An 11,948-nucleotide genomic window follows, 5' to 3' on the forward strand; every position below is an offset into this window, starting at 1 on the left:
GCGGAAACGCCGGGTTTTTCGTTTACAGTGGGGTGTTCGTGACGGGTGAATGTCCCGGATCGCCACCCCGGTTTCCTGAAGTCCGTTTCTCCGATGAGGCGCCGTTTTGGCAATAGTCGCAGACATGAAAGACCCGGCGGAAGACGTGGAAGTCTCCGACCGGCGGTTTCTGGGCGCGGGCTTTGCGATCTCGCTGGCGATTCATGTTCTCATCGCCATGGCGCTCGCAGGCTGGCTGGTGCTGCCGTTGCCGGCACCGGAGGTCGAGCCGATCGAGGTGGAACTGGTGGCCCCGGAGGACCTGCCGGTTCCGGAAGTGCCGCAGGAAGAGCAGCCGGAGGCTGCGGAACCCGCCGAGCCGCCTCAGCCTCCCGAACCGCCGCAACAGCCGGAAGAACAGGAGCAGGCGGACATTCAGGAACCGCCGCCCCCAACGGTGGTGCAGCCCGTAACGGAATTCGGCGAAGAGGCGACGGGACCGCAGGAGGATGACACCGAGGTCGAGGATCCGGCGGTGAGTGAAACGGAACCGGGTGAGCAGGAAGACGAGGACTCCGCTTCGGAAGCCGACGCTACTGAGGAGGCGACTGAAGACGAGGCCGCGGAACTTGACGGGGAGCCCGGGGAAGAAGAGCCGACTTCCGAGACCGAGACCGAGACCGAGACCGAGACCGAGACCGAGACCGAGACCGAGACCGAGACCGAGACCGAGACCGAGACCGAGACCGAGACCGAGACCGAGACCGAGACCGAGACCGAGACCGAGACCGAGGCCGAGACTGAAGCCGAAGCCGATGAAACCGGAACGGAGGCCACGCAGGATGCCGGCGAGGACGGCGAGGTTCCGGCCGAGGACTTCGGTATCGTCGGGCCGATCGTGACCGAAGCTACGCCGGTACCCAAGCCGGCACGGCCGGTGGCGGCGGCGCGCCGGGAGACAGCCGGCAGGGAGACCGGTCGAAACAGCGGCGGAAACGCGGCGCCGCGCAGGGACCTGCTTGCCGCCAGGGAACTTTATTCCCGTGATATTCTGGACGATCCACGCACCCGGACCGCCATGAAGGGCATGTCACAGGGGGAGCGGCTCAATCTTCTGTGCATGACCGAGTTGCGCGCGCAGCTCACCGTCGTGAGCCCGGCCCCTCCCGAATTGCTGCCCTCCTTCCGTCCGCAGCCCGGCACCGTCCTGGAGCCACGCCGCGCGGCCTTCCGGGGGCTCGGCAGGTGGTTCGACGTCGCATTCCGTTGTGAGACGGACAGTGACGTGACCCGGGTCGAGAATTTTTCCTTCAAGATCGGCCCGGAGATTCCGCAGAGCCAGTGGCTGGAGCGGGGGCTGACGGGGTTCTGAAGCAGGTTGTGTCGGACCGAAACCGGGAAAACGCCCGAATGCGTGTGCAATGCAAACGCGGCCTCGCGCTCAGTGCCGGGTCACGCAGCCGATCAGAACTCGTCGGCGAACCGGAAGGATCCGGGCTTCATGGCCTCGGAGATGTTCATCGAATTCACCTGAAACGGCACGATGCTGCCGGTGTAGTGCACGTCCAGAAGTGCGCCGGTGCCGTCCATGAGCCGCGCCTGCAAGCTCCAGTCGTCACCGCTTTGCTGGAGGGCCGGCGGGGTCTGACATGCGGAACGCAGGACCTCAAGCGGCTGTCCGCCCGGCTCGAGATAGGTTCGCAGTATCGCGTCCGGCCATGAGGCGAACCGCGGGCCGCACAGGAGAACGCGGGGGTCGTGCAGGAGCGCGGTCAGCCGCTGGGCGATGATTTCGGCCGTTGCGGAATCCTTCAGGTCCGGGGCGACCAGGTTGCGGTTGAGGACGGGAATATTGGCCGGCCGGTTCAGGGAATGCCAGGCAGTTCCGTCCGGGCTGGCAAAAACGCGGGATTCCATCGATTTATCGTCGACGATCCAGAACAGTCGTTTGGGCTTGTAGATTTCGACCCGGTCCGTCCAGTCGCGAACGAACAGGTCCGGAGAGAAGACGATGTTGTGGGCGTTCAGCACCGAAACAAGACCGGCCGGGAGTTCATTGGGGGACATTGCAGGCAATCCGATGAAAAGAGCGAAAAGAAGGAGGAAGCGGGCGGGGTGCATGGTCAGTCGGGGTCAATGACAATGGCATTTGGATTGTACCGGTTGTTGAAGTCGCTTTCGCTCATTCTGCGCGGTTGACCATTGTAGCTGGCCGCCGGATCCATAACAACGAATGTACGGTTTCCTGCGGCATCTGTCTCGACGCCCGAAACCGCGACCCTGTGACCGGGGTTGGTGAAGCCGACCATGACGGGATCGCCTCCGGCGGTGAGGTTTTGAATATCGTTGAGCGACTGGTTGGTACGCACGGTCGAGGGGACGCCGTGGTTCTCCAGAAGCTGTTCGGCAAAGGCGGGGTTGATGGGCTGGGTTTCGAAATTGTGGTTCGGGCTGTTCATGATATCGCGCATTTCGTCCCGCAGAACCGATTCCGGTATGTCCACGCCGGTATAGTAGCGGATCATGTTGCGTGACGTGGCGATCACGCAGGAATTCGATTGTTCCTGCGGGGTGAAGCTTGAGAGATTGGCGGGCGAACTGGCGGCGCCACTTCCCGCCGTGCCGATCAGGACGGTCAGAAGTCCGGTGGTTATCATGCCCCCCTTGCCCGTCAGATCGGCCATGCGGGCGGCCGGCATGCCCTCGACCAGAACGTTCCAGGCTCCGGTGATGATCGGATCGCCGCCAACAGGCGGTGGCGGGCCGACGCATACACACAAGTCGGTCACCCGTGCCTGGGGCATCTTCCCCGTCAGGACGGTCCAGGCGCCTTTCCAGGCGATCGGTGCCGGCACCCCCATGCACATGGGGCAGGTATGCATGTCTGTAATTCGTGCGGCGGGAAATCCCATGAAAAATCCAGCTTTTTTGCCAAAACAATAGGGAAACTCTCAGCCGGAAACCCTTGATAGTCAATGCCGTCACATCACACTTTTCACGTTTGCGGATGTCCGGAGCGCGAGCGCGGCGTTGAGGCAGTTGTATGTCCAATCCCTTGTAAACGAGAGAGAGTTCCGGATGTCAAAGCCCGGTGAGTGGAGTGTCTTGCCATTTCAGATCGTATCCATATCGGGATTTTTCCGGAATAAATCGAGAGATTGCCATGCCTGTAAATGACAATCCGAGGTTCGGTCCGCAAAGCCGTTTGCGCCGTCCCCGGATCCGCTGTCACGGGTATTCCGTCAGGCCGGCCGGACGGGATCCCGGTTTTTGCGAGGACAGTCCACCAACCGCGATAAGGGATCACAGGCATGTCATATCCAGGCCGTTATATCCGCACAAGGACAGACAGGCGGGTGAGACATGACTGTGAATGATGCACCGGGAAGAGATCACGACCTCTCCCGTATGACTTATGAGCACCCTCACGACTATATCGAGGAAACGCCTATCTGGCCGGACGGCACCAGCCTCGATACACCGGTCCTGACCGGCATGCAGTGGCGGATCTGGTGGCTGGCCAGTGCCGGAAAGTTTTTCGAGGGCATGGTCGTGTTCATGACAGGGCTTGCCCTGCCGCTGATCGGCCGGGAGTTCAATCTCACCGCGATCGAACACGGGCTGGTAGCGTCGGCTGTGCTGTTCGGGGTTCTGATCGGTGCGACGGCCCTGGGCGGGCTGGCCGATCACTACGGCCGCCGGGCGATGTTCATCGCCGAAATGGCACTATTCATCCTGTTTCTGCTGGTGCTTGCGGTTTCACCCAATCTGAGCGTTACCCTGCTGGCGTTGTTCGGGATCGGAACGGCTCTGGGGTGCGACTACCCGACAGCCCATATGGTTATCTCCGAGAGCATTCCCGCCCGGTCCCGCGGGCGCATGGTGCTTGGTGCCTTCAGTTTTCAGGCAATCGGCGCCATCTCGGGATGCGGGATCGCCGTGCTGACCCTCATCTGGTTTCCGGAACTGAATGCCTGGCGGTGGATGTATCTGGTCGCCGTCATTCCGGCCCTGCTGGTGTTTCTCGGCCGTTTTACCGTTCCTGAAAGCGCGGTCTGGCTGATGGTCAAGGGCAGGGTGCAGGAGGCGGAAAAGGCGTTGCTGCATCTTCTGCGCCGCGATCCCCAGTATCCCAGCAGCGTCGTGCTGAAGACATTGATGGAAGGGACGGCTCGGGAACGGGAGGGCGTCTCCTGGACGAAGCTCTTTACCGACAAGACGACGCGCCGGATGACCATCTTTGCCTCCGTACCCTGGTTCCTGCAGGATCTGGGCACCTATGGCATCGGCATTTTCACACCGGTTGTTCTGGCAAGCACGCTGGGGAGCGAGCGCAGGAATGCGGTCTCGGTTTCCGATCTCGTCTACAACGATCTTCTGGCCGCCAAGGGGTCGGCGGCAATCGACATGTTGCTGCTTGTCGGAATCCTCCTGGCGGTTCTCCTGACCGACCGTATCGGACGGGTACGGCTTCAGGTGTTCGGCTTCATCGGATGTGCCGCCGGTCTGGCGATCGCCGCCTCGAGCAGCTTTGCCGGGGGCGGCTGGGATGTGGTTCTGGTCTTCGCCGGTTTCATGCTGTTCAACCTGATGACCAACCTGGGGCCGAATGCGCAGACCTATCTGATCGCGGGCGAAGTGTTCCCCGCGAGCTGCAGGGCGACCGGGGCCGGGTTCGCCGCGTCCTTCGCAAAGCTGGGCGCCGTTTCGACCGCCTTCCTGTTTCCCATCCTTCTGGCGGATATCGGCACGGTTGCCCTGCTGAGCGGGCTTGTGGTGACCTCCCTCCTGGGGGCAGTTGTCACCTGGATGTTCCGGATCGAAACGCGGGGACGGAGGCCGGACTGATCGTCTGTTTCCGGCCTGCCGCAGTGCGCGGGCGGTTCTTGCGGGCCGGGACGGCAGCATGCGGCGGCGATGTTGGAAGGGTTTGAAATTCATTGCTGCAAATTCGGTCAATCTCTGTAAACCAGCGCATCCACTGCCCCTTGCGGGGTCTTTTGCGAACAGGCAAACTCCTGTTCAGATCGCCCTCCAGTCTCAGCGAGATCCCATGCAGAACAAGCAGTCCCGGTTTCTGATCGACACCTATTTCGCCGCATTCAATGCCGGCGATACCCGGAAGATGGAGAGCCTGGTCACCGACGATCTGATTCATGACGTCAATCAGGGGGAGCGGCGGATCGGCAAGGACAAGTTCTGGTCCTTCAATGTGCATATGAGCCGCTGCTACAAGGAGCGGCTTTCCGATATCGTGCTGTTCGTGAATGACGACGGCAGCCGGGCGGCGGCCGAATTCATCGTTCACGGCAGTTATATCGAGACCGACGAGGGCCTGCCTGAAGCCAGGGGGCAGACCTACAAGCTTCCTGCAGGCAGTTTCTTCGAGATCCGCGACGGCAGGATTGCCCGTATCACCACCTATTACAATCTTCAGACCTGGATCGATCAGGTGCAGGGTGAAGAGGCGGAGAGCCTGACCGCGCAAGCCTGAAGGATCCGGCTGTCCCGGTCCCCGCCCCGCAGGCGCCGTCAGAGCGTGTTGCCTCAGATTGATTTTTCAGGACATGTCCCCAAGGCATCTGCGAGGCGGGTGCTGGCTCGGGCCACGTCCAGAATTCACGACGCCACATGATCCAGGCAGGGGGCTGCCGGTCGCAAGGCACCTTTCAATTCCTTGTCCCGTCCTGTGCCTTATCCTGCGCGTCCGCGGAGTGGGATATGCGGCCATTGACTCGCCTATAAATAACTATATAACTAGAAAAATAGTTATTTATAGGCGAGGCGAGAATGGAACTGGAAGAAGCCGCTCAAGGGTTTGCCGCACTGGGCTCTGAAGCCCGGTTGCAGGTGCTGCTGGCGCTGGTCCGGGCGGGGGGGAAAGGCCTGACGGTCGGGGATATCCAGTCCCGGACCGGGATGGCCGCCTCGACCCTGGCCCATCATCTGCGTTTCCTGTCGTCGGCGGGCCTCGTCCTGCAGGAAAAGGACGGCAGGTCGGTGATCAGCCGGGCGGCCTACGACCATCTGGAAAGTCTCGCCGGATACCTTCTCAAGGAATGCTGTGCCGAAGAAAACGGAGCTGCAGCCGACGCGGAAACGGAGACCCCCAATGACTGATATCCTGGAATCAACCGTAGTATCGTCGGGCGGGGGCGAGGCAACCTGCTGCGCACCCAACACGGCATGTTGTTCAGCGCCTGCCGCGAAATGGTCCTGGAAAGCCCTTCCGGGGCGGAAGTACCTGTTCTCGACCTGGACCATCGTTCTGGGGGCGCCGCTGCTGGTGCTGATCCTCGACCAGCCGCAATTCGTCGATTTCGTTGTCTTCGCGGTAAAGGCCTTTCTGGGAACGCTGCCCTATATCGCCTTTGCCGTGGCGCTGATTGCCTGGCTCAAGGCTGCGGGCGCGGAGGCTTACGTGGGCAAGGCGTTCGAGGGACGGGAGACGGTTGCCATCTGTCTTGCTGCGCTCTTCGGCGGTCTGGCCCCCTTCTGCTCTTGCGAGGTCATTCCCTTCATCGCCGGACTTCTGGCGGTCGGCGCGCCTCTTTCCGCCATCATGGCCTTCTGGCTGGCCTCGCCCTTGATCGATCCGCCGACGCTGCTGATCACCGCCGGTGCGCTCGGCTGGTCCTTTGCCATGGGCAAGGCGGTCTTCGCGGTCTCGCTGGGGCTCTTCGGCGGGGCGGCGGTTGCGCTGGCCATGCGGGCAGGTGTGTTTTCCGATCCGGTCAGAAGCGGCTCCATGGCGAGCGGCTGCGGTTGCGGCGCGTCGCCCAGGACCGGTCGTCCGGTCTGGATGTTCTGGCGGGAAAGCGAGCGGACGGCCAAGTTCGGCGTCGAGCTGAAAGCCAACGCGGTTTTCCTGATCAAGTGGCTGGCGCTGGCCTATGTGCTGGAAGCCGCTCTGGTGACCTATGTTCCGGCGGATGTGATCGCAAGGGTGGTCGGCGGCGACGGTTTCGGTTCCATCGTGACTTCGGCGCTGGTCGGCATGCCGGCCTATCTCAACAGCTATGTCGCACCACCGTTGCTTGCGGGCCTTATGGATCAGGGCATGGGGGCGGGCGCCGCCATGGCGTTCATGATCGCGGGCGCGGTCAGTTCCATTCCGGCCATGGCGGCGGTCTGGTCGCTGGTCAAGCCGCCGGTGTTTGTCGCCTATCTCGGTCTCGGCTTTGCAGGCGCGGTCCTGTCCGGCCTGATCTTTCAGCTTGTTGTTTGAGGAGCCTGACATGCGTACCAATGTCATCATTGACGTTGCCCCCCATGCGGAGCGCTCGCGCCGGCTGCTTGTGCCGACCGGCCTGCCGACACCGCACCAGATGCCTGTCGGCTTCGAGGTCCGGGGAGGACATGTCTCCCTGAGCGGGGAAAGCACGACCGGGCAGATGGCGGCGCTGGTCACTCCGGCCGGCGGAGTGCCTCTGGAGGTGCGCTACAGTTATCTGGACGGCGGACCGGGCTATCCGGATGCGGTCTTCGTTCCGCACCGGAACCGCTTCACGCAGGCGGCGGCGGAGCTGGTGTCCGATGCCATCGCCATTGCCGAAGCGCAGGCGGACGGCCATGCTGCGATCCAGGCCCTGGTCAACGCCGCCGCCGAGAAATTCCGCTACGCCCATCCGGATGTGCGTTTCAACGACGGTTGCGACGAGGTTCCCTACCTTTCCTGCGGATTGACGGAAGGTTCCTGCGTGGACATCAACACCTATCTGATCGCCAGTCTGCGTGCCGCCGGATACGAGGCGGGCTATCTCACCGGCTACTTCTTTCCGCGCGAGAAGAACGGGTGCTGCGATGACGGGCACTGCTGGGTGGTGACCCGCCACAAGGGCGTCGTCCTAGAATGGGATATCGCCCACCACCTGAAGATGGGGACCCGCGACATCTGCTGCGGTCTCAATCCCAGGCCCGGCGACCGGGTGGCGGTGGCGCATTCCATGGGCCTGACGTTTCCCGGGCCTGGCATCGTCTGCGAAAAGCTGATCAACGAGCCGGCCTGGGTGCGTGCCGACGGGCGGCTGGAGAAGGCGGAGATCACGATCCGGAAGGAATGCGCCGACAACGTGGTGGCGGCGTAGGACGAACCGGAGGAAAAGGTCCCGGCTCAGGGGGCGGGACGGTACAGGTCTCCGGCTTTCCCGAACGCTCCGGTCAGCTGCGTTTGCGGCTGAAGACCATTTTCTGGTTGGCGAGCCGGTCACTGGGGCCGACCCAGGCATAGGCCAGGAGAGCCGGCTCCAGTTTGGATACGGTGATGCGGTGGGTGTGCTCGGGCGGGTTGAAGATCATCGACCCGGGCGCATACACGCCCTGATGGTTTTCCGAGACCGATCCGGAAAGGCAGATGTAGCTTTCCGAGATCTCGGTGTGGGAATGGGCCGGATAGGTGCAGCCGGGCGCGAAGAGGACCAGTCCGAGGATCACTTCATCTGTGAGGACGGGACCGTTGGGCCCGCAGATTTCGGCGTAGGCATAGGTCTTGTCGAGGCCGCGCGGTACCTTTTCGTATCCGTATTGCCAGATCAGGTGATCCTGAACGCTTTCCACCGCGCGGATCAGCGTGGCCGTGCGCTCGAGGCGGCCTTCGTCCAGGGCGCGCTTCAGATGGGCGGTGACCGGCTTTTGTGCCGGGGCATCGAAAATGATTTCCGAATTGGATTTGCTGACCCGGTTGACGGCTTCGCGCACGGCGCGCTGATGGGCACGGATCTTCTCGCTGCCGCCGGAGGACAGAAACCGGTAGGCCTCGTAGAACTCCCGCAACAGGTAGCCCCAGTCCGGATAATCCGACAGGCGCCGCTGTGCCAGCGGTTCATCCGTCAATTTGCCTGATTCCAGCACGTTCCGTACTCCCGGACCCGAGACATTTTCCCCTGAAATAATCCGTCTGTTTCCCGGAAGCTGCTTTTTTTCCGGCATCGGCAGCTGCATAACCGGCATGTAGCGGTTTGCGTGCCCCGGTCCTGCAGACGAAGTCACCGGGCACGGGGCCGTATTTCAATTTTCGGGAGCACAGCGCAGGATGGTTTTCACATGACGGTACTTGTTGTTGGCGCCGGAATATCCGGCCTTTCCACGGCCTGGGCCCTGACAAAGCGGGGCGTGCCGGTCACGCTGGTCGAGCAGGGCCCGATCCCCAATCCGCTGTCGGCCTCCGGCGACCTGCACCGCATCATCCGCCGGGCCTACGGCGGCCAGGGCGGATACCAGCGCCGCATCGGTGCCGCCTATGATGCCTGGGACGAGATGTGGTCCGATCTTGGCGAAAAGCATCTGGTGGAAACCGGCTTCATGCTGCTGTCCCAGCAGGCCGGCGACGGGGCGGACATCTATCGGGACGGGCTTGTCGAGGGCGGCTACCCGTTCGAGACGCTGTCTCCCGGGGAGACGGCGGCGCGGTATCCGTTTGTCGATCCGGCAACCATCCGCTATGGCGCGGTGAGCGAGGAAGGCGGCGTTCTGCTGTGCCGGAAGATCGCCGGTGGCTTGCGGGACTGGTTGAGAGCGGAGGGCGCGACCGTCCGGGAGAACTGCAAGGTGAGCGCCGTCGATCCGGCGGCCGCTTCCCTCACGCTGGCCGACGGCTCCGTTCTGAGCGGGGATCATGTCATTGTCACGGCCGGTGCCTGGACGCTGGGCCTGTTTCCGGATCTGGCGGGCAGCCTGACCACATACCGGACGGCGGTCGTCTATCTGACGCCGCCGGAGGACCTGCGGGAGGCCTGGGCGCGCTGTCCGGCCATCCTCGACCCGGGCGGGCCGATTGACGGCTACGTGTTGCCGCCGGTGCCAGGAACGGGGCTGAAATTCGGTGCGGGCATTCACAAGTACAAGGCGCTGCCGGATCAGGACCGGGTAGCCGGACCGGAGGAGGGCGAGACCCTGCGCGACTATTTCTCGCCGCCGTTCGGCCGGATCGGCGAATATCGCGTCGATGACGTGGTGACCTGCGCCTATACCTTCACGGCGGACGAGCATTTTTTCGCAACGACGACGGACAAGGCGACCGTCGTGTCGGCCTGTTCCGGTCACGGCTACAAGTTCGGCGCCGTGGTGGGACAGAAACTGGCGGAGGGGCTGATGGCCCGGGATATGGACAGCACCCGCCGCTGGCTGGAGGCGCGGGACTGACGGGCGGGGGGCTTTCGCATTCATGGCACCGCGGGAGGCTTCGTCCCGTCAGTCGCTCTCGGGCGCCTCTCAGATACGGCTGGTGATCATCCGCTTCATCGTCCGATCCTTCAGGGCGAAATGATGGTAAAGCGCGCCTGCAACATGCAACAGGATCAGGATGATGAAGAGCGGCTTGGCCAGTTCATGCAAGTCACCGGCCTCGCGGATGCCGCCATACCAGGCGAGCAGGCCCGTGATCGGCACGACGATCATCAGCAGATAAAGCAGGCCATGGACCACCCTTGCGGCGAGTTCCTGAATCCGGGAGGCGGGAACCGGCGCCGGAACACCGAACCTGGCCCGGATGAGCAGGCGCAGAAGGGTCAGCACCAGAACAGTGACCCCGACCCAGATATGCGCATTGCCCATGACGGTGGTCAGTGTGTCCGGGGCACCGGTGTCGCGCAGGGCGCGTCCGAGGTCCTTGATGCTTTCGCCGAAGACGAGCTGAAAGACGATCAGGGCGGCAATGACCCAGTGAAGAAAGATATGAACGGGACTGTATGCGGCTGGCTGTGTCTTTGACATGGCTGGCTCGACCTCCTGAGATTGAACAGGTCCGCTTGGGATGACGGTTTGTTCTGCCACAGGTTTCCACCGGGTGTTAACGTGAATATGTGTCACTCGGTAACACCACGTAGCCGGCAGCACGCCGGTAGCCGCAGGGCAGCCGCACGGGTTCATGCAATGTGTCAGGAAGCAGGATTCGACGTCACGGATTCAAGTTCTTGCCCGGTCTTCTTCAGTCGGGTTCTAGGAGGCTTTCGGCCATTCCCACTGCAGGCGTTTTCTGCAAGAATTGCCGCTTGCCGTGCACGGTCAACGGGGCACGCGCCGTGGAAGCGAGTTTTCCGCCGATAGGGAGGGGGCGCAATGCCGGTCGAGATCAGAAGTCTGACAGGCGATGACCTGAAAGCGGCCCTGGAAGGCCTGGCGCGGTTGAGGATATCCGTCTTCCGGGACTGGCCGTATCTCTATGAGGGATCACTCGATTACGAGGCGGGATATCTTGAGCGCTACGCGCGCAGCGAGGGGGCCGTGATCGTCGGAGCCTTCGACGGCCCGCGGCTGGTGGGGGCGGCGACCGGCGAACCGCTCGGCGGCGAACTGGCGGCATTCCGCACGCCCCTGGAAGCCTGCGGTCATGTGCCCGAGCAGATATTCTACCTGGCTGAATCCGTGCTCGACCCCGCCTATCGCGGCAGGGGCATCGGCCACCGCTTCTTTGAGGAGCGTGAGGCGCATGCCAGGCGGCTCGGGTTCGCCCACGCGATGTTCTGCGCTGTCGTCCGTCCCGATGACCACCCCCTGCGTCCGGCGGACTACCGGCCGCTCGATCCGTTCTGGCGCAAGCGCGGCTACGAGAAGCTGGAGGGGGTGTTTGTGCGTTTTCCCTGGACCGATGTCGGCGAACACCATGAGACGGAAAAGCCCATGCAGGTCTGGTTCCGGTCGCTGGAAGCCGCTCCGTCTTCACGGGGGGAACCGTGAGGACGGATTTTCAGACAGTCGTCTCAGATGAGGAGCGACGTGGCCGGTCGCGTTACATCAGCGGCTGAGAAGCTTCCCTGACACTGGATGCCGCGATTTCACCGATATTGGTGATGACCGACAAGATCGACCGGATTGCCTCACGCGCAGGCATTGGTGGACATGAATGGATAACGTACAAAATCTTTCGCACATTTTCCGATTGAGACGGTTCCCTTTATTGTGACGGAAGGGAGCAAGACATGACTGACGATATGGACGGCAAAGAGATTGGCAACGTGATCCGGATCGACGAG

At 62.6% G+C, this 11,948-nt stretch carries 12 protein-coding genes; 8 read left to right on the forward strand and 4 right to left on the reverse strand.

What is annotated here, in order from left to right; translation table 11 throughout:
• Nucleotides 1-106 precede the first annotated feature (106 nt).
• Entirely contained in the window at nt 107-1,351 is a 1,245-nt protein-coding gene (locus tag DCO57_RS23740; protein ID WP_205756234.1) for a DUF930 domain-containing protein, read from the forward strand.
• Nucleotides 1,352-1,443: 92 nt separating this feature from the next.
• Here DCO57_RS23740 and DCO57_RS20580 read toward each other — a convergent pair whose 3' ends face one another.
• Entirely contained in the window at nt 1,444-2,046 is a 603-nt protein-coding gene (locus DCO57_RS20580; protein ID WP_133192719.1) for a hypothetical protein, read from the reverse strand.
• A 56-nt stretch (nt 2,047-2,102) separates the two neighbouring features.
• A complete protein-coding gene (locus tag DCO57_RS20585; protein WP_244287987.1) occupies nt 2,103-2,861 on the reverse strand; it encodes a PAAR domain-containing protein in 759 nt (252 codons plus the stop codon).
• 526 nt (nt 2,862-3,387) lie between these two features.
• Here DCO57_RS20585 and DCO57_RS20590 point away from each other — a divergent pair.
• The 5 genes from DCO57_RS20590 to DCO57_RS20610 all read left to right on the forward strand — a co-directional run bounded on the left by DCO57_RS20590 (nt 3,388) and on the right by DCO57_RS20610 (nt 8,066).
• Nucleotides 3,388-4,827 carry an MFS transporter gene (locus DCO57_RS20590; RefSeq protein WP_116700801.1) on the forward strand — a complete coding sequence of 480 codons (1,440 nt, stop codon included), beginning with the start codon at nt 3,388-3,390 and terminating at the stop codon, nt 4,825-4,827.
• Between the two features lie 205 nt (nt 4,828-5,032).
• Nucleotides 5,033-5,473 carry a ketosteroid isomerase-related protein gene (locus tag DCO57_RS20595; RefSeq protein ID WP_116700802.1) on the forward strand — a complete coding sequence of 147 codons (441 nt, stop codon included), beginning with the start codon at nt 5,033-5,035 and terminating at the stop codon, nt 5,471-5,473.
• A gap of 296 nt (nt 5,474-5,769) precedes the next feature.
• Nucleotides 5,770-6,099 carry a metalloregulator ArsR/SmtB family transcription factor gene (locus tag DCO57_RS20600; protein ID WP_116700803.1) on the forward strand — a complete coding sequence of 110 codons (330 nt, stop codon included), beginning with the start codon at nt 5,770-5,772 and terminating at the stop codon, nt 6,097-6,099.
• Complete coding sequence (locus tag DCO57_RS20605) at nt 6,092-7,207, forward strand: permease (RefSeq protein ID WP_116700804.1); 1,116 nt, start codon at nt 6,092-6,094, stop codon at nt 7,205-7,207. The genes DCO57_RS20600 and DCO57_RS20605 overlap by 8 nt, the downstream gene beginning before the upstream one ends.
• Nucleotides 7,208-7,217: 10 nt before the next feature.
• Nucleotides 7,218-8,066 carry a transglutaminase-like domain-containing protein gene (locus tag DCO57_RS20610; protein WP_116700805.1) on the forward strand — a complete coding sequence of 283 codons (849 nt, stop codon included), beginning with the start codon at nt 7,218-7,220 and terminating at the stop codon, nt 8,064-8,066.
• Nucleotides 8,067-8,139: 73 nt separating this feature from the next.
• Here DCO57_RS20610 and DCO57_RS20615 read toward each other — a convergent pair whose 3' ends face one another.
• The gene (locus DCO57_RS20615; RefSeq protein WP_208978068.1) at nt 8,140-8,811 is read right to left on the reverse strand and encodes a dimethylsulfonioproprionate lyase family protein; all 672 of its coding nucleotides are present in this window, start codon (nt 8,809-8,811) and stop codon (nt 8,140-8,142) included.
• A gap of 210 nt (nt 8,812-9,021) precedes the next feature.
• On the opposite strand from DCO57_RS20615, the gene DCO57_RS20620 reads away from it, so the two are divergent.
• A complete protein-coding gene (locus tag DCO57_RS20620) occupies nt 9,022-10,119 on the forward strand; it encodes an FAD-dependent oxidoreductase (protein WP_116700806.1) in 1,098 nt (365 codons plus the stop codon).
• Between the two features lie 69 nt (nt 10,120-10,188).
• On the opposite strand, the gene DCO57_RS20625 is transcribed toward DCO57_RS20620, so the two are convergent.
• A complete protein-coding gene (locus DCO57_RS20625) occupies nt 10,189-10,689 on the reverse strand; it encodes a cytochrome b/b6 domain-containing protein (RefSeq protein ID WP_116700807.1) in 501 nt (166 codons plus the stop codon).
• A 345-nt stretch (nt 10,690-11,034) separates the two neighbouring features.
• Here DCO57_RS20625 and DCO57_RS20630 point away from each other — a divergent pair, with 345 nt between their 5' ends.
• A complete protein-coding gene (locus DCO57_RS20630; protein WP_116700808.1) occupies nt 11,035-11,652 on the forward strand; it encodes a GNAT family N-acetyltransferase in 618 nt (205 codons plus the stop codon).
• Nucleotides 11,653-11,948: the final 296 nt, after the last annotated feature.

This window comes from Labrenzia sp. 011 (assembly GCF_003075075.1).
Classification (GTDB): Bacteria; Pseudomonadota; Alphaproteobacteria; order Rhizobiales; family Stappiaceae; genus Roseibium.

Bases quoted from the DNA above. Each gene is read 5' to 3' on its own strand.
- DCO57_RS20580 (WP_133192719.1), bottom strand. From the start codon at position 2,046: ATGTCCCCCAATGAACTCCCGGCCGGTCTTGTTTCGGTGCTGAACGCC.
- DCO57_RS20585 (WP_244287987.1), bottom strand. From the start codon at position 2,861: ATGCATACCTGCCCCATGTGCATGGGGGTGCCGGCACCGATCGCCTGG.
- DCO57_RS20590 (WP_116700801.1), top strand. From the start codon at position 3,388: ATGACTTATGAGCACCCTCACGACTATATCGAGGAAACGCCTATCTGG.
- DCO57_RS20595 (WP_116700802.1), top strand. From the start codon at position 5,033: ATGCAGAACAAGCAGTCCCGGTTTCTGATCGACACCTATTTCGCCGCA.
- DCO57_RS20600 (WP_116700803.1), top strand. From the start codon at position 5,770: ATGGAACTGGAAGAAGCCGCTCAAGGGTTTGCCGCACTGGGCTCTGAA.
- DCO57_RS20605 (WP_116700804.1), top strand. From the start codon at position 6,092: ATGACTGATATCCTGGAATCAACCGTAGTATCGTCGGGCGGGGGCGAG.
- DCO57_RS20610 (WP_116700805.1), top strand. From the start codon at position 7,218: ATGCGTACCAATGTCATCATTGACGTTGCCCCCCATGCGGAGCGCTCG.
- DCO57_RS20620 (WP_116700806.1), top strand. From the start codon at position 9,022: ATGACGGTACTTGTTGTTGGCGCCGGAATATCCGGCCTTTCCACGGCC.
- DCO57_RS20625 (WP_116700807.1), bottom strand. From the start codon at position 10,689: ATGTCAAAGACACAGCCAGCCGCATACAGTCCCGTTCATATCTTTCTT.
- DCO57_RS20630 (WP_116700808.1), top strand. From the start codon at position 11,035: ATGCCGGTCGAGATCAGAAGTCTGACAGGCGATGACCTGAAAGCGGCC.